The sequence below is a fragment of the Paraburkholderia sp. BL23I1N1 genome, from assembly GCF_003610295.1.
GTDB lineage: Bacteria > Pseudomonadota > Gammaproteobacteria > Burkholderiales > Burkholderiaceae > Paraburkholderia.
In genome coordinates this window covers 3,102,409-3,118,995 of record NZ_RAPV01000001.1, presented here as the reverse complement: position 1 = coordinate 3,118,995, position 16,587 = coordinate 3,102,409, and the positions used below count along the sequence as shown (strand labels likewise).

Below are 16,587 nucleotides of genomic sequence, written 5' to 3'. Positions count from 1 at the left end.
ACTTCTCTTTGCGGCGGCAAAGAGAAGTGAGTGCCGCCCCGCACAGGGGCAACGCTAATAGACCAATAAGAAAACAAGGAAAGGCCAACACCGTAGGTGTACAGACAAACAGGCGTCGAGCAGGCAAACAGATAATCGACCGCCGCCCAGGCAAACAAAAACACCCAAACCCCACGCCCCGCAGGGCACCATGCCAAATACAGCCGCCAAAGGCAAAGAACCCCAATCACCTGGCAGCCGACTCCCCACCATCAGTCAAAGGCGCAGCCTCATCCACACTTGCATCCCGCGTCTCGGGCATTGCCGCCCACACCAGCAAAACAGCAAGCGCGCCCGCAGCGGCGAGCCCAAAAAAGCTTACGGCATTGCCAAAATGATCCGCCACAAACCCAGCCGCCGTCGTACTCAAAGTCGCCCCAATCCCAGCAGCCAACCCAAACAACCCAATACAAAGGTTATACCGCCCCTTGCCGCCAGCGACATCGGCGGCAATCAACGGCAGCATCACGCCGAACACCGCCGCGCTCAGGCCGTCGAGCATCTGCACCGGCACCAGCAAATAAGGGCTGCTGATCCCGGCAAACAACAACGCCCGTACCGGTAGCGCCGAAAAGCCAAGCAGCAAAATCGGCCTGCGTCCCCACCGCTCGGCAGAGCGCCCAACCCATGGAGACATCATCGCCACAATCGCCTGCGGCACGATAATGCACGCGGCAATCACGAGCTGCACGTTGTCACCCATGCCGGCCGTCACTTCGCCAGCAGCAAGATTCAGCATCGCCGCATTCGACAAGTGGAACAGCACAATACAAGCCGCAAACAGCAGCATCCGCTTGTCACGCAACAACTCACGCAAACTCTCGCGCCGTTCGATCTGTTCAGGTGTCGGCCCGGCTTTCGGCAACTCGATCGTATCGGTGCGCTGAATCATCGTCAGCGCAAACAGCGCCGGCACGGCTAGCGCCGCGGTCAGCCAGAACACCGCGCGCGGCGAATAGTATTCGCCGAATACGCCCATCAACCCGGCCGCGACGGCGCTGCCGATCGAAGCCCAGCGCGCATTGCGTCCCAACCGGTCGCCCAGATTCGCGCGCCCCACCAGCGCGAACGAGATCGCGGCCAGCGCCGGCGTCAACATGCAGCTGGCAAAGCCGTGGAACACCTCCGCGGCAATCACCGGCAGCACCGTCGGGCTCGCGGCCAGCAGCACCGCACTGAAAATGATCGCGAAGATCGCCCATGCGGCCGCGCCTTTCTTGTTGCGCAACGCGTCGACGGCAGCGCCGCCCGGCACCTGGCTCACCATCGCACTGATGGTGCCGACGGAGAGCGCCATGCCGATCTCGCCCTGGGTCCACTTGTGCGAAGCAAGGTACGACGCAATGAACGGCCCGAAACCCGTCTGCACATTGGCGACGAAGAAATTCAGCCAATCGAGTGCGCGCAGACTGCGCGCGGTGACCAAAGTGCGGCCTGTCATCGGGCCGCCCGTGTGTTGGAACCCGCAGCGGCCGTGGCCGGTGCGGCAGACGCCGCAGCAGCGGGAGCAGGCGCCGGCGTGGCGGCCGGAACCGGGGCCGGCGACACGGCACGGATCGGCTTGTCGCTGGCGTACGGCGGCGTGGCGTTGATCTGGGCGTCGCTCAAATCGATCAGCGGATGCAGCTCCTTGTCTTTCGTAACGAAACGCAGCGCCGACCAGTTGGCGGCAATCGTGCGCCGCTCGGTGCTGACCATGCCGTTGACGTCAAGCACGACCGCCTGCGGCTGCGCGTTGGCGTCGATCAGCACGTCGATCACGCGGCCGACCTTGGCGCCGTTCGAACGCTCGACGTCGGCGTCGATCAGCGGCAACTGCACGCCAGCGGATTTCGCCGCGGGACTCGGCACGGCCGCCGCGTTGAGCGTGATCGGCGCGGTCTTCGTATTCGGCGTGAAGCGGAACGCGTTCCACGGGAAATTGACCTTGCGGTCGCCGACGCCGAGGAAGCCTTGCAAATTGACCACCATCTCACGCGGCTTGCCGCTCGCATCGGCGATCATATCGACCGCGCGGCCCACGACCTTGCCGTCGGGCTTCTGCACTTCGCTATCGAGCAAGGTGCGCGCCTCGCTGCGCTCGATCGTGCGCAGCACGATCAGCGGCGGGGGGGCGGGCGGCGGCGGCGCGGGTGTGGCGACCGGTGGCGGGGGTTCAACCTTGCGTGGCTTGACGACGGGCTTTTTGGGCTTCTTCGGCTGTTCGGGCTCGGCTGCTTCCGTCTCGACGGGTTCCGGCGCGGAGGCGGCCACAGGCGCGCTCGCGGGCTCGACGGGCATCACGGTTGCATCGACAATCGGCGCCTGCTGCGGGCCCCACAGCAGGCTGCAACCGGACAGCGCGGACAGCGCGGACAGCACGAATAGCGCGAACACAGCAAGTATCGGAAGACGCCAGGCAGGACGCGAAAAACCGCCGCTCATCAAGAAGGACTCCATGGGCCAGTGCAAACGGGCGCTGTGGACCGCCGCCGTTAAGCACGCTTTATATCGGGTAAGGACCAGAGTGTAACCCGCGGCGCCGCGGCGGCCCGGTTTTGCAGGCTTTCCGGCAGGTATTCCCCACGCACGGTTCATGCCGCATGGCGCGCTTCTGAGCGCGACGAAGGCCGCCATCAATGCCTGCTTTTGCGCGCCAAACCCCTCAAAACCCTTTCACAAATTCATGACAAACCGTAGGTGTAAACGCTCGGAGCGTCCCCATGGTTTGCCGTCCCTTAAACGATATAAGCATCGTGACATGTCGGGCATGCCATTCATGCGATGGGAGGCATATTCCTGTTGGCCTACATTTCGGGACAGCAAAAGAAGAACGGAGCATGCGGATTAGTCCGAAACGCAGCGCAAGCCGACGTTCAAACCTTGCCACACCACATTAGATCAACGCAACGAGACGAACCTGATGGCGGCCGGAATACGGGCCGTTTCAGCACGCTGATAAAGGAGGCACCCATCATGATGGAACCCACCGCCCAACCGATTTCCGAAGTCGGCGCCGAATCATTCGACGGAAAGGGCTTTCTCGACCGCTACTTCGAAATCTCTTCACGCGGCAGTTCGCAGCGTACGGAAATCGTTGCCGGTATCACGACCTTCCTCTCGATGGTCTATTCCGTGTTCGTCGTGCCGGGCATGTTCGGCAAAGCGGGCTTCGACACCACCGCCGTGTTCGTTGCGGTCTGTCTGACCACGGCGTTCGGCTCGCTGCTGATGGGCGTCTGGGCGCGTCTGCCGATCGCGATCGGCTGCGCGATTTCGCTGACCGCGTTCACCGCCTTCGGTCTGGTGCTCGGCAAGGGTCTGCAGCCGAACGTCGCGCTCGGCGCGGTGTTCCTGATGGGCGTTGTATTCACGGGAATCTCGGTGACTGGCGTGCGCTCGTGGATTCTGCGCAATCTGCCGACCGGCATCGCGCACGGCACGGGTATCGGCATCGGCCTGTTCCTGTTGCTGATCGCCGCGAACGACGTGGGTCTGGTCGTGAAGAATCCGGGCGCCGGTTTGCCGGTGGCACTGGGCAACATCACGGCGTTGCCGGCGATCATGTCGGTGGCGGGTCTTGCTGCGATCTTCGGTCTGGTGCGCCGTCGTGTGCCGGGTTCGATCCTGATCGTGATCGTCGCGATCTCGGCGATTTCGCTCGCGATCGATCCGGCGGTGGCGTTCCACGGCGTGTTCGCACTGCCGTCGCTGAGCGCGCCGGGCCATGCCTCGCTGATCGGCGCGATGGACATCAAGGGCGCGCTGTCGATGGCAGTCCTGCCTAGCGTGCTGGCTCTCGTGATGACGGCTGTGTTCGACGCAACCGGTACGATTCGCGCCGTTGCCGGACAAGCCGGTCAACTCGACGAAAACGGCCGCATCATCAACGGCGGCCGTGCGCTGACGGCGGATTCGCTGAGCTCGATTTTCTCGGGCCTGCTCGGTGGCGCACCGGCGGCGGCTTACATCGAATCGACGGTCGGCGTTGCAGCCGGCGCGAAGACGGGGATGGCCGCGGCCGTGGTCGGTCTGCTGTTCCTCGTGGTGATGTTCTTCTCGCCGCTGGCCAGTCTCGTGCCTTCGTATGCAACGGCGCCGGCGCTGATGTACGTCGGTCTGCTGATGCTCTCGAACGTGAGCAAGCTGCATATGGACGACATGGTTGACTCAATGTCGGGCCTGATGTGCGCCGTGTTCATCGTGCTGACCGCCAACATCGTGACGGGCATCATGCTCGGCTTCGCGACACTGGTGATCGGTCGCGTGGTGAGCGGCGAGTATCGCAAGCTGAACGTGGGCACGGTTGCCATCGCTATCGTGCTGGTCGGCTTCTATCTCGGCGGTTGGGCGATCTGATTCTGCCGTGTAGCGTTTTGCGCATTTTTTTGCAGTAACGCGGGAGCAGGGCGGGCTATTCCTGACGCTTTGCTTGAACGTGTAGTCGGTTGTTCTCCACCTTGACGCGGCGTGTTGCAGGGTTTTATCTGCGATGCGCCGCGTATCTTTTTTTGCGGCATCCCTTTCGTCCTCTTTGTCCCCTTCGTCCCTTTGTCTCTTTCCTCGCGTTGAAAAAAGCACGCACCTGTCCTTGACATCTTCACGTGCGTTTCTATACTTAACCTCATGGTTAAGTTTAATGAAACGTTACTCGATCGCACCTTTGCCGCGCTGTCCGATCCGACGCGGCGTGCGTTGCTCGTGCGTCTGTCCGGACTGCGCGATCTGTCGGTCAGCGAACTTGCCGAGCCGTTTGCGATGTCGCTGCCCGCGGTGATGAAACACCTCGACGTATTGTCCGAGGCCGGTCTGATCACGCGCAGTAAAACCGGGCGCACGGTGGCGTGCCGCCTGTCCGCCGGACCCATGGAGGAAGCCATGGCGTGGCTCACCCGCTATCAGCGCTTCTGGTCCGAATCACTCGATCGTCTGGCCGTTTTCGTCGAAGAGGAAACCCCATGTCCACCAAGCCCAGCCTCACCCTCCAGCGCCGTCTCGACGTCACGCCCGCCAAAGTCTTCCGCGCCTGGACGGAAGCGGCGCAACTCATGAAGTGGATGCATCCGGCCGATGCCGAAGTGACCCGTGCGGAACTGAATGCCCGCGTGGACGGGCGCTACTTGATAAGGTATCTGAAGGCGGACGGCCGGGAACTCGAGGTGAGTGGCCAGTATCTGGAGGTGGTGCCGGACGCCAAACTGGTGTTCACATGGGCATGGCGTTCAAGTCCCGAGCAGGAGTCGCTCGTCACGGTGCTGTTGCGCCCGGACGGCAACGGTACGTTGCTGACGCTCACGCATGAGCAGTTCGTCGACGAAGAAACGCGCGACCACCACCAATCCGGCTGGAGCGGTGTCCTCGATTCGCTGGAACGCTACTTCGCCTGAATTCGTTGGACTTTGCTCTATCGAACCTGCACGACGCAGAGAAGGAGATGCATATGGACCCGCAACACCGGATTGGCACCAGGGAAGAATGGCTTGCCGCAAGCAAGGCGCTACTCGCTGAAGAGAAAGCGTACACACGCGCCGGCGATGAACTCGCCCGCAAACGCCGCGCACTGCCGTGGGTGAAGGTCGAGAAGACTTACGTGTTCGAGACGCCGGACGGCCGCAAGACGCTCGCCGATCTGTTCGGCGGGCGCAGCCAGTTGATCGTTTATCACTTCATGTTGGGCCCGGATTGGGAAGAGGGGTGCTTCGGCTGCTCGTTCGTGTCCGATCACATGGACGGCATCCTGACGCACCTTCAACATCACGACGTATCGTATGTGGCAGTCTCACGTGGGCCGCTCGCAAAGATCGAGGCCTTCAAGAAACGCATGGGATGGAAGTTTCCGTGGGTGTCGTCGAGTGAGAGCGATTTCAATTTCGACTATCACGTGTCGTTTACGCCGGAAGAGATCGCCAGCAAAGAGGCGTTCTACAATTTCACCGAACAGGATGTCGGCATCGACGAGCTACCCGGTCACAGCGTGTTCTACAAGGATGAAGCGGGCGACATCTATCACACGTATTCCACCTACGGTCGTGGTGGCGAGCAGTTCCTCAGCACGTATGCGCTGTTCGACGTCACGCCGAAAGGCCGCGACGAGAAGAAGAATATGGGCGATTGGCTCAAGCATCACGATCGTTACGAAGAAGCGGCCAGTGGTTGCGCCGCGTGCGGCTCGTGACGCGCACCGACAATAAATAAATGAGGGGGACGTCATGCTCCTTTGCGTCCCGCTTCATAAAACAGCGCGAACAACTCCGATTGCGAGTTGACGTTGAGCTTCGTATAGATGTGCTTCTTGTGCGCGCGCACCGTCTCGAACGAAATCGTGAGTTTCTCCGCGATTGCGCGCGTCGAAAATCCGCTCAAGCTCAGCATCGCCACCTCGACTTCGCGCGTGGTGAGTGGCGAGCGACCGCTCGTCGACGATACCTGCTCGAAGCGCGCGGCATAGGTGGGCGTGTCCACGGAGGCGCTTGTGTCTATGGCTGCTTCCGTTGCTGTTTGCGTCGCCGCCTCGTTCGAGGACGGCTCCGGCGCGTCGAAACCCTCATACGGCAAGCGCTGACGCAACAGCGCGATCACCCATGGCGCGCAAAGCGCGAGCACCGCGAGATCGCGCTCGCCGTAGCGATGCGTTGCGCCCAGCGAAAACGCCAGCGTGTGCCGCGCATCGATCATGTAGTTGAAATGCACCTCGTCGCCGACGATGTTTTTCCTGAAGTACCGCTGGTAGTAGTCGGTCATCGAGAAGTTGTCGGGCGCGACATCCGCAAGCGTGACAAAGCCGGATGCCGGCTTCTCAGTCGCGGCGATATAAAACGGATCGAGTTGATAGAGCGCGGCGAGATAGTCCTGGAACATCACATCCACGGTGCCGTCGGGAGTGGGCGATTCGGCGCACACTAGTGGCGCAACGCCGGGTGTGAAGCGCAGGGCGACCCAGTTGTCGAACACGACATAGCGTTCGAGCGCGCGCGTGAGGCGAGTCCAGAATTGCGCGCTGTCGAGTGCGTCGATAACCGCGCCGATCTCGCGATGAAAGGCCAGGTCGCGCCATTCGAGTTCCATGCGTGCTCCGTTGAGGGTAACCCAGCCGGGTGATTACGAACAAAAATATGTCTGGTAATAATAGGCCCAACCTGAAACGCGGGCGTCTGACAACAGCCGCTATTTAACGCCAGGCAGACCGGCAATGGGACCAGAGTAAGTGCTGGGGCACTAACTCTGGTCGACAGCTTTGCATGGGACCAGAGTAAGTGATTTGCATGGGACTAGAGTAAGCGCTAAAGCGCCAACTCTAGTCGACAGCTGAAGCACTAGCTCTGGTCGACATAGGAGACACAATGCTTCAACTCGAACTGGCACAGATCCCGATCGTGGACGGCGCGGCGGGCGTCGGCGGGGCAAACGTGCAACGCGTGCTGCAAACCATCGGCCAACGCACACCCGGGACCGATCTGATCGTGTTTCCGGAGACCACGCTGTCGGGCTTTCCGACCCGGGACACCATCGGCACCGTGGCCGAACCGATCGACGGGCCGTCGCTCACCGCCGTCCGCAATGCGGCACGCGAAGCGCGTGTGGCGGTTGCGGTGGGTCTCGCCGAGCGTGACGGTAACCGCTTTTTCAACACGACGGTGCTGGTCGACGAACGCGGCGAGATCGCGCTGCGCTATCGCAAGACGCATCTGTGGGCGTCGGACGTCGGGGTTTTCGAACCGGGCGACCGTTACGAAGTGTGCAGCTTCAAAGGTCTGACCGTTGGCATTCTGATCTGCTACGACATCGAATTTCCCGAAACGGCGCGTGCGGTCGCCTCGCTCGGCGCTGATCTACTGATCGTGACCAACGGCAATATGGAGCCGTTCGGGCCGGTGCATCGCCGCGCGATCGTGGCGCGCGCGATGGAGAATCAGATGTTCGCGGCGCTCGTGAATCGTATCGGTTCAGGCGACGACAACCTCACGTTCCCCGGCGAATCTGCGCTGATCGATCCGTTCGGCGACGTGGTGTGCGATGCCGGGCAGAAAGAAACGGTCCTGCGCACCACGCTCGATCCGGCGCGTCTCGAAGGCGCGCGCGAACACTATCGTTATCTGCATGACGTGCGCATCGGACTCGACCTCGCCACGCAAGACGGCGAGCACGGGCAACGTACGCGCGTGATACGCAGGGGCTAAGTGCGCTCCAGGTACGTGCGCAGGTGCGCAGATGCAGGCGGACGTAACGGTACCTAAGCGCACCTAAGCACCCACGCGCACTAAGCCAGGCAAAGAACCATCGGCGCGGCATACGCGCTTCCAGCAGCAGGTCTGATCGACAAAGCTCGACCGGGGCGCGTTCAACGTCGCCCCCGGCGAAGCTCGCCCATTCGCAAGAGGAGACACAGCATGACCCCAACATCGCCCACCGAGCGCCCCGGCACACCCGTCGCGTCCCAAAGCGCGCATCTGAAGCGTACGCTCGGCCTGCCTTCAGTCCTGCTATTCGGCCTCGCTTATATGGCGCCGCTGATCGTCTATGGCACTTACGGCGTGCTGGCGAGCGCCAGCAACGATACCGCCGCGCTCGCGTATCTGATTGCCCTGATCGCGATCGTGTTCACGGCGCTCAGTTACGGCAAGCTCGCGCGGCTTTTCCCGGTGGCGGGTTCGGCCTATACGTACACGCGCAAATCCTTCAATCCGCATCTTGGCTTCATGATCGGCTGGGCCACCTTGCTCGATTACTTTTTTCTGCCGATGGTGATCTGGCTGATCGGCGCCGCGTATCTCAGCGCCGCGTTTCCGAGCATTCCGAGCTGGATCTGGATTGTTGCGTTCATCGTGTTGACGAGTGCGCTGAACATTCTCGGCATTGAACTCGCGAACCGTTTCAACATCGTGCTGATGGTCGTGCAACTCGCGATCGTCGCATTGTTCGTCGTGCTGTGCTGCCACTATGTGACCGCGGCGGCCGGCCCCGGCGGTCTGATTTCGGCCGAGCCGTTCTTTAAGCCGCATGTGCCGCTCTCGGCGACGATGGCGGGCGCCGCGATTGCCGCCTATTCGTATCTCGGCTTCGACGCGGTGTCGACGTTGACCGAAGAAACCATTGCCCCTGAAAAGACCATGCCGCGCGCCATCCTGCTGATCGCGCTGATCGGCGGCGCGATCTTCGTGATCGCCGCATACACGGTGCAACTCGCGCACCCGGGCGCGGTGTTCAAGGACCCGGATTCGGCCGCTTTTGAAGTGGCGCGCAAAGTGGGCGGCGATATCTTCGTGACGGTGTTTCTGGCCGGCCTGATCCTCGCGCAATTCGCTTCGGGCATCTCGGCGCAGGCCAGCGTGGGCCGCTTGTTGTACGCGATGGGACGCGATGAAGTATTGCCCAGGCGTCTCTTCGGTTTCGTGCATCCGAAGTTCAAGACGCCGGCGCTGAACATCGCAATCGCGGGCGCCATCGGTCTGATCGCATTGAAGCTCGATGTGGCGACGTCGACCTCGTTCATCAACTTTGGCGCGTTCCTCGCGTTCACGGCGGTCAACCTGTGTGTGATCCGTCAGTTCTTCAACGCGAAGGGCAGTGCGAATGCGATGGGCGTGATCGGCGGCCTGCTGTTTCCGCTGGCCGGTGCGATTACGGATATCTGGCTGCTGGTGAGCCTCGAGAAAACTGCTCTGGAACTTGGCGCGGTGTGGTTTGTGCTGGGGTTGTGCTATCTCGGCTGGATCACGCGCGGTTTCCGCCAAGCGCCGCCGGAAGTCGCGGTTTGATGTGTTCGATGCAGCCGCTCGCGCTCGCGCTTGTGCTTGCGGTTGTTTGTTGGCGGGTTGGCCTGCGTTGCTGTCAGCGGTGGGGCGAAGTGCGAGTTCACTTTGATGACGCTGCCTTGCGCAGCGTCGAACTCACAGCGCCATGTCGAAAGCGGGCTTAATAAACAGCTCGATCGCCATGACCACGAGACCCATTGCGGCTGCTGACAGCGTCAACGTACCGTACTCGTCGTAGCGTGAATCGTAGAGGCACGCCACGACGAAAATGATCGCCAGCAGATTGGTCAGCCAGTCGAAGTTCAGCGCCAAGTTCATCGATTAAATCCGGGCTCACGCGCGACTCATATCGTCGAGTCACGCTATTACGTGAGCCGGATTCTAGCGAGTGGAGCTTACGGATTCGCAACGCCAGCGCTTACACAAATTACGCCCAGGAGGGAGCCTCCGGCTCCCGGAAGAAGTCCTCTCGGGGGGGGGCCTGGAGGGAGCCCACCGGGCTCCCGGGAGACATCACATCATCTCGCGCTCGATCCACTCGATCACCGAGCTGCGCTCAGGCTGCCAGCCGAGCAGATTGCGTGCGCGCTCACCGCGTACGCGGCTATTCGAACCGAGCCCATACGAAGCCATTTCATAACCCCATTCCTTCTGCGCTTCTTCAATCGGCCAGTCTTGCGGCTCGCCGAGTTTCATCACGCGGGCGATCGCGGCGCTCATGTCACGAAACGACGCTTCACCGCTTTCGACGAAGTAGAAGGTGCCCGCCGGCGTCTTCTCCAGCGCAAGACGATAGAGTTCGGCGACGTCGTCGATATGCACGTTTGACCAGATATTGCCGCCGCTGCCCACATGCCGGACCACGCCGCTCTTTTGCGCCTGACGCACGAGCCGCGGCAACTGCACGCTTGCGCTACCCGGCACGGCGCCGTGACCATAAATCAGCGTGTTGCATAACACTGCCGAGCGGATGTTCTGTTGTGCCGCATCGAGCACGCGCTGATCGATCGCGACGCGTGCCGCTTTATCCGCGGTCGGCTCAGGCAGGGCATCCTCGTGATAGATACGTGCCTGGCCCGCTTCGCCACCCGACGCATCGCCGACAATGCTCGAACCGCTCGTATGCAGAAACGGCTTGCCGGAACCGGCAAGGCCGTCGATCAGCGCTTTCACCGCGCCTTCATGGTCGCTGCTCGCGGCGTTGATGACCGCGTCGGCGGCTTTTGCTTCGGCGATCAGCAGGTCACGGTCGTCGAGCGTGCCGATGACGGGTCCGATACCGAGGCGTTGCAACTCGGCACTGTGTTCGGGCTTGCGGATCAAACCGCGCACCTGATGGCCGGCACGCACGAGGTGCGCCGCGATCGAACCGCCAATAAAGCCGCTTGCGCCGGTAATGCAAATCTTCAAGACGTTCTCCTAAGGTGGAAACACCGGAAATACGATGCAATGCAAGCAGTATCCGCCGTCTTGATTCTCGCAAAAAGCGTGTTAGTCTCAAATCAATCTTGATTTGAAATCAACAATGAAGACTTCCACCGACGAGTTACTGGTGTTCGTCACGGTGATCGACAGCGGCTCGATCACCGCGGCGGCGGAAAAATTGGGGCAGACCGTCTCCGGCGTCAGCCGCGCGCTCACGCGTCTGGAGAAAAAGCTCGACACTGCCCTGGTACGGCGCACCACGCGCCGTCTGCAACTGACCGAAGAGGGCGAGGCGTTTCTGCGGCGAGCGCGGGCGATTCTCGACGCCATGGAAGAGGCCGAGGAATCCGTCACGCGCGGGCGCGAGCGGCCCTCGGGGCGTTTGCGGGTCGATGCGGCGTCGCCGTTCATGCTGCATTGCGTGGCGCCGCATATGAAGGCGTTTTCGGCGCTGTATCCGGAGATTCGTCTGGAACTGACCAGCAACGAGCGGATCGTCGATCTGCTCGAACAGAAGGTGGATATCGCGATCCGCATCGGCACGTTGCAGGATTCGACCCTGCATGCGCGCACCTTGGGCAGCAGCAAATTGAGGGTGCTTGCCAGTCCGGCGTATCTGGCCGAATACGGCGAACCCAGGTCGGTGGAAGCGTTGCGCGAGCATCGCCTGATCGGCTTCACGGCGCCGGAGCATCTGAATCGCTGGCCCTTGAAGCGGGGCGGGAAGGGCAAGTCCGAGCCGCAGAAGATCGAGCCGTCGATCACCGCATCGAGCGGCGAGACGCTGCGCCAGTTGGCCCTGTCGGGCTGGGGCATCGCCTGTCTTGCCGACTTCATGACCGCGGCCGACGTGCGTGAAAAGCGATTGGTGCCGATTCTCGGCAACGTGCTGGCGGATGAGCGGCAACCGGTCAGTGCGGTGTATTACCAGAGCGCGTCGCTGGCGGGGCGCGTGCAGTGTTTCCTGGATTTCATCGCGGCGCGGGTGACGCTTTAGCGAATCCTTCGCCAGTCATAAGCCTGACAAAGGCCCGCGGCTCGTCTTTGAGAGAGCGCGGGCTTTTTTGCGCCCTCAGCGGGCTCTCCTATAACTCAATGAGAGGCGCGCTGAATCTTTTTGTCCGCTTGCTGGCGCCAATTTTGAACGTGTATATACAAGTTGTTTGCCACGATGAACGTTTGCGGTGCGGCGTGTGTGGGCACCTGAAACCCCGTCGCAACCGATATGCATGCCACGCCAGCCAATCATCCCTAATGGAAACCCCTAGGCCCGAAGCTGCAAAAACAAGTTGTATATACAAGGCGGCGGCGCTAGACTTCTCTCGAATTGTATAGACAAGACAGGACGACACCATGATGATTCTGAAGCCCGGCTATCTGACCCTCCCGCAACTGCGCCAGATCGCACGCGAACACGTTTCGCTGCAACTCGATCCCGCCAGCCACGCCGCCATCGACGCCTGCGCCAAAGCCGTCGCCGACATCGCTGCGAAAGGCGAGCCGGCGTATGGCATCAACACGGGTTTCGGGCGTCTCGCCAGCACGCACATCCCGCGTGACCAGCTCGAACTGCTGCAACGCAATCTGGTGCTGTCGCACGCGGTCGGCGTGGGTGAGCCGATGTCGCGTCCGGTAGTGCGTCTGCTGATCGCGCTCAAGCTGTCGAGCCTGGGCCGCGGTCACTCGGGCATCCGCCGCGAAGTGATGGAAGCGCTGATCACGCTGTACAACGCCGACGTGCTGCCGGTGATTCCGGTCAAGGGTTCGGTCGGCGCATCGGGCGACCTGGCGCCGCTCGCGCATATGTCGGCCACCTTGCTGGGCGTCGGCGACGTGTTCGCGAAGGGCGAGCGCATGTCGGCTACCGAAGGCCTCAAGCTGGTCGGCCTCAAGCCGCTCACGCTGCAAGCGAAGGAAGGTCTGGCGCTGCTGAACGGCACGCAAGCCTCGACCGCGCTGGCGCTCTACAACATGTTCGCCATCGAAGACCTGTACCGCACCGCACTGGTGGCGGGCGCGTTGTCGGTGGATGCAGCGATGGGTTCGGTCAAGCCATTCGACGCGCGCATTCACGAACTGCGCGGCCATCAAGGTCAGATCGAAGCGGCGGCGGCTTACCGTTCGCTCTTGGAAGGTTCGGCAATCAATGTTTCGCATGCCGATTGCGACAAGGTGCAGGACCCGTACAGCCTGCGCTGCCAGCCGCAAGTCATGGGCGCGTGTCTGGATCAGATGCGTCATGCAGCTGACGTTCTGCTGATCGAAGCGAACGCTGTCTCCGACAATCCGCTGATTTTCCCGGACACGGGCGAAGTGCTGTCGGGCGGTAACTTCCACGCTGAGCCGGTTGCATTCGCTGCCGACAACCTCGCGATCGCTGTCTCTGAAATCGGCGCATTGGCCGAACGCCGCATCGCGCTCCTGATCGACGCGACGCTGTCGGGCCTGCCGCCGTTCCTCGTGCGCGACGGTGGTGTGAATTCGGGCTTCATGATCGCCCACGTGACGGCTGCCGCGCTCGCGTCGGAGAACAAGACGCTCGCGCATCCGGCTTCGGTGGATTCGCTGCCGACCTCCGCGAACCAGGAAGATCACGTGTCGATGGCAACGTTCGCTGCGCGCAAGCTCGGCGACATCGCCGAAAACGTCGCGAACATTCTGTCGATCGAACTGCTTGCCGCTGCGCAGGGCGTCGATCTGCGCGGGCCGTTCAAGACCAGCCCGAGCCTGCAGAAGGTGATGGACGCGGTGCGCAAGGATGTCGCGCATTACGAACTCGATCATTACTTCGCACCGGATATCGAGGCAGTGACGCGTCTCGTGCAGAACGGCACGATCGCGAAGCTGAGCCCGTTCTCGTTCGCCTCCGAACAGTAAGCTAGACCATTACGTTGCAAGCACGCAGATCAAGCCAATGAACGCACCGGCCTATCAGGGCATCAAGGACTTCATCCTCGGCCGCATCCATGCGGGCGAATGGGCTGAAGGCGACCAGGTGCCCTCCGAAAACGAGCTCGCGCGCGAATTCAACGTCGCGCGCATGACGGTCAACCGCGCGTTGCGCGAGTTGACCTCGGAGCAGGTCCTCACGCGTGTGCAGGGCTCGGGCACGTTCGTGGCCCGGCCCAAGTACGAATCGACGCTGGTGGCGATCCGCAGTATTTCCGACGAAATCGTCGCGCGCGGTCATCGCTATCAGGCGAACGTGCTGCACATCGGCGCGAGCATCGCCGACGAAGCGCTCGCCGAAGAAATGCGGGTGAGCGCGGGGAGTCCGGTGTTTCATTCACGCGTGCTGCATTTCGAAAACGACGAGCCGGTGCAACTCGAAGAACGCTGGGTCAACCCGGCGGTCGCGCCCGAGTATGCATTGCAGGACTTCACGAACACCACGCCGAATCAGTATCTGGTGCGTGTGGCGCCGCTGCAGCGTGTGGAGTACCGCATCGAAGCGTTGGCCGCGGATGCGGATACGCGCGAGCTGCTGACGATGGATGAATTCGAACCGTGCCTCGTGCTGCATCGGCGCACGTGGTCGCAAAGCCAGGTCGCCTCGATCGCCAATCTCTGGCATCCCGGCAGCCGCTATCGCTTCACCGGACATTTCTGATTTCGCCGTTTTTTTCGACTGATTTTTCGACTCATTTTCCCGATTCATTTTCCTGACTTCTCCCGAACATTTTCACGCTTTCCGAGGGCCACCATGAACAACCCGAAACACATCGACCCGCGTCTGGACCCGACTCGCACGATCCGCGCACCGCGCGGCGCGGAAAAAACCTGCAAGACCTGGATCGCGGAAGCCGCGTACCGGATGATCCAGAACAATCTGGACCCGGAAGTCGCCGAGCATCCGCACGCTTTGGTCGTATACGGCGGCATTGGCCGTGCCGCGCGTAACTGGGATTGCTTCGATCAGATTCTCACGTCGCTGAAGGACCTGAACGAAGACGAGACGCTGCTGATTCAATCGGGCAAGCCGGTCGGCGTGTTTCGCACGCATGCGGACGCACCGCGCGTGCTGCTGGCGAATTCGAACCTGGTGCCGCATTGGGCGACGTGGGAACACTTCCACGAACTCGATCGCAAGGGCCTGATGATGTACGGCCAGATGACGGCGGGCAGCTGGATCTACATCGGCAGCCAGGGCATTGTGCAAGGCACCTACGAGACATTCTTCTCGGTGGCGAACCAGCATTTCAACGGCGATCCTTCGGGCCGCTGGATTCTGACGGGCGGCCTGGGTGGCATGGGCGGCGCGCAACCGCTGGCCGCGACGATGGCCGGCTTCTCGATGATCGCGGTGGAATGCGACGAGACGCGCATCGATTTCCGTCTGAAGACGCGTTATGTCGACAAGAAAGCGGCCACGCTCGACGAAGCGCTCGGCATGCTCGAGGAAGCGAAGAAAGCGGGCAAGCCGGTCTCGATCGGCCTGCTCGGCAATGCAGCGGACGTGTTCGCCGAATGCGTGACGCGTGGCATTACGCCGGATTGCGTGACCGACCAGACCAGCGCGCACGATCCGATTCACGGCTACCTGCCGCAAGGCTGGAATGTCGAAGACTGGCGCGAGCGTATGAAGACGGTGCCGGACAGCATCGTGCTGCCCGCCAAGCAGTCGATGGCCAAGCAGGTGCAGGCCATGCTGACGTTGCAGGAACGCGGCGCGGCCACGCTCGACTACGGCAACAACATCCGTCAGATGGCATTGGAAATGGGCGTGGAAAACGCGTTCGATTTCCCGGGCTTCGTGCCGGCGTATATCCGCCCGTTGTTCTGCGAAGGCAAGGGTCCGTTCCGCTGGGTCGCGCTGTCGGGCGATCCTGAGGATATCTACAAGACCGATGCGAAGGTCAAGGAACTGATCCCTGACGATCCGCATCTGCACAACTGGCTCGACATGGCACGCGAACGCATTGCGTTCCAGGGCCTGCCGGCGCGGATCTGCTGGGTCGGCGTGAAGGATCGTTACCGTCTGGGCCAGGCGTTCAACGAAATGGTCCGGAACGGCGAGCTGAAGGCGCCGATCGTGATTGGCCGCGATCACCTCGATACCGGTTCGGTGGCAAGCCCGAATCGCGAAACGGAATCGATGAAAGACGGCTCGGACGCAGTCAGCGACTGGCCGTTGCTCAACGCACTGCTGAACACCGCAGGCGGCGCGTCCTGGGTCTCGCTGCATCATGGCGGCGGGGTCGGCATGGGCTTCAGCCAGCACTCGGGCGTCGTGATCGTCGCTGACGGCACGGATGCCGCGAAGGAACGCCTCGGCCGCGTGCTGTTCAACGATCCGGCAACCGGCGTGATGCGTCATGCGGATGCGGGCTATGAACTCGCGCAGGAAACGGCGCGCGAGGCAGGTCTCAATCTGCCGATGCTGGGTCGTTGA

General features: G+C 61.9%; 15 protein-coding genes. 10 read left to right on the top strand and 5 right to left on the bottom strand.

Going from position 1 to position 16,587, the window contains the following annotated elements:
• Positions 1 to 226: 226 nt before the first annotated feature.
• A complete protein-coding gene (locus B0G76_RS14610) occupies positions 227 to 1,480 on the bottom strand; it encodes an MFS transporter (protein WP_120293186.1) in 1,254 nt (417 codons plus the stop codon).
• Positions 1,477 to 2,463, bottom strand: coding sequence for a PRC-barrel domain-containing protein (locus B0G76_RS14605; RefSeq protein WP_120296391.1), 987 nt, complete (start codon positions 2,461 to 2,463; stop codon positions 1,477 to 1,479). The genes B0G76_RS14610 and B0G76_RS14605 overlap by 4 nt, the downstream gene beginning before the upstream one ends.
• Positions 2,464 to 2,994: 531 nt before the next feature.
• Between B0G76_RS14605 and B0G76_RS14600 the strand changes: the two genes are divergently transcribed.
• The 4 genes from B0G76_RS14600 (at position 2,995) to B0G76_RS14585 (ending at position 6,193) form a co-directional block, all read left to right on the top strand.
• Entirely contained in the window at positions 2,995 to 4,377 is a 1,383-nt protein-coding gene (locus B0G76_RS14600) for an NCS2 family permease (protein WP_120293184.1), read from the top strand.
• A 267-nt stretch (positions 4,378 to 4,644) separates the two neighbouring features.
• Positions 4,645 to 5,070, top strand: coding sequence for a helix-turn-helix transcriptional regulator (locus B0G76_RS14595; protein ID WP_120293182.1), 426 nt, complete (start codon positions 4,645 to 4,647; stop codon positions 5,068 to 5,070).
• Complete coding sequence (locus tag B0G76_RS14590; RefSeq protein ID WP_120293180.1) at positions 4,977 to 5,405, top strand: SRPBCC domain-containing protein; 429 nt, start codon at positions 4,977 to 4,979, stop codon at positions 5,403 to 5,405. The genes B0G76_RS14595 and B0G76_RS14590 overlap by 94 nt, the downstream gene beginning before the upstream one ends.
• Before the next feature lie 53 nt (positions 5,406 to 5,458).
• Positions 5,459 to 6,193: a thioredoxin family protein gene (locus B0G76_RS14585; protein ID WP_120296390.1), complete on the top strand. Its 735-nt coding sequence runs from the start codon at positions 5,459 to 5,461 to the stop codon at positions 6,191 to 6,193.
• Positions 6,194 to 6,225: 32 nt separating this feature from the next.
• Here the strand turns inward: B0G76_RS14585 and B0G76_RS14580 are convergent, their stop codons facing one another.
• Positions 6,226 to 7,083 carry a helix-turn-helix transcriptional regulator gene (locus B0G76_RS14580; RefSeq protein WP_120293178.1) on the bottom strand — a complete coding sequence of 286 codons (858 nt, stop codon included), beginning with the start codon at positions 7,081 to 7,083 and terminating at the stop codon, positions 6,226 to 6,228.
• Between the two features lie 275 nt (positions 7,084 to 7,358).
• Here B0G76_RS14580 and B0G76_RS14575 point away from each other — a divergent pair, with 275 nt between their 5' ends.
• Together B0G76_RS14575 and B0G76_RS14570 are read left to right on the top strand one after the other, a co-directional pair.
• On the top strand, positions 7,359 to 8,195 hold the full coding sequence (locus tag B0G76_RS14575; protein ID WP_120293176.1) for a carbon-nitrogen hydrolase family protein: 837 nt from the start codon (positions 7,359 to 7,361) through the stop codon (positions 8,193 to 8,195).
• Between the two features lie 210 nt (positions 8,196 to 8,405).
• Positions 8,406 to 9,773 carry an APC family permease gene (locus B0G76_RS14570; protein ID WP_120293174.1) on the top strand — a complete coding sequence of 456 codons (1,368 nt, stop codon included), beginning with the start codon at positions 8,406 to 8,408 and terminating at the stop codon, positions 9,771 to 9,773.
• Positions 9,774 to 9,905: 132 nt separating this feature from the next.
• On the opposite strand, the gene B0G76_RS14565 is transcribed toward B0G76_RS14570, so the two are convergent.
• Positions 9,906 to 10,088: a hypothetical protein gene (locus B0G76_RS14565; RefSeq protein ID WP_120293172.1), complete on the bottom strand. Its 183-nt coding sequence runs from the start codon at positions 10,086 to 10,088 to the stop codon at positions 9,906 to 9,908.
• A 195-nt stretch (positions 10,089 to 10,283) separates the two neighbouring features.
• Positions 10,284 to 11,180: an NAD-dependent epimerase/dehydratase family protein gene (locus B0G76_RS14560; RefSeq protein WP_120293170.1), complete on the bottom strand. Its 897-nt coding sequence runs from the start codon at positions 11,178 to 11,180 to the stop codon at positions 10,284 to 10,286.
• A 115-nt stretch (positions 11,181 to 11,295) separates the two neighbouring features.
• Here B0G76_RS14560 and B0G76_RS14555 point away from each other — a divergent pair, with 115 nt between their 5' ends.
• From B0G76_RS14555 to hutU, 4 genes are all read left to right on the top strand, one after another.
• Positions 11,296 to 12,192 (top strand): LysR family transcriptional regulator, encoded by an 897-nt coding sequence (locus tag B0G76_RS14555; protein WP_120293168.1) that lies wholly within the window; start codon positions 11,296 to 11,298, stop codon positions 12,190 to 12,192.
• A gap of 356 nt (positions 12,193 to 12,548) precedes the next feature.
• Positions 12,549 to 14,072, top strand: coding sequence for a histidine ammonia-lyase (gene hutH / locus B0G76_RS14550; RefSeq protein ID WP_183082053.1), 1,524 nt, complete (start codon positions 12,549 to 12,551; stop codon positions 14,070 to 14,072).
• A gap of 37 nt (positions 14,073 to 14,109) precedes the next feature.
• The gene (gene hutC, locus B0G76_RS14545; RefSeq protein WP_120293166.1) at positions 14,110 to 14,805 is read left to right on the top strand and encodes a histidine utilization repressor; all 696 of its coding nucleotides are present in this window, start codon (positions 14,110 to 14,112) and stop codon (positions 14,803 to 14,805) included.
• A 93-nt stretch (positions 14,806 to 14,898) separates the two neighbouring features.
• Positions 14,899 to 16,587, top strand: a complete 1,689-nt coding sequence (hutU, locus tag B0G76_RS14540; RefSeq protein WP_120293165.1) for a urocanate hydratase — start codon at positions 14,899 to 14,901, stop codon at positions 16,585 to 16,587.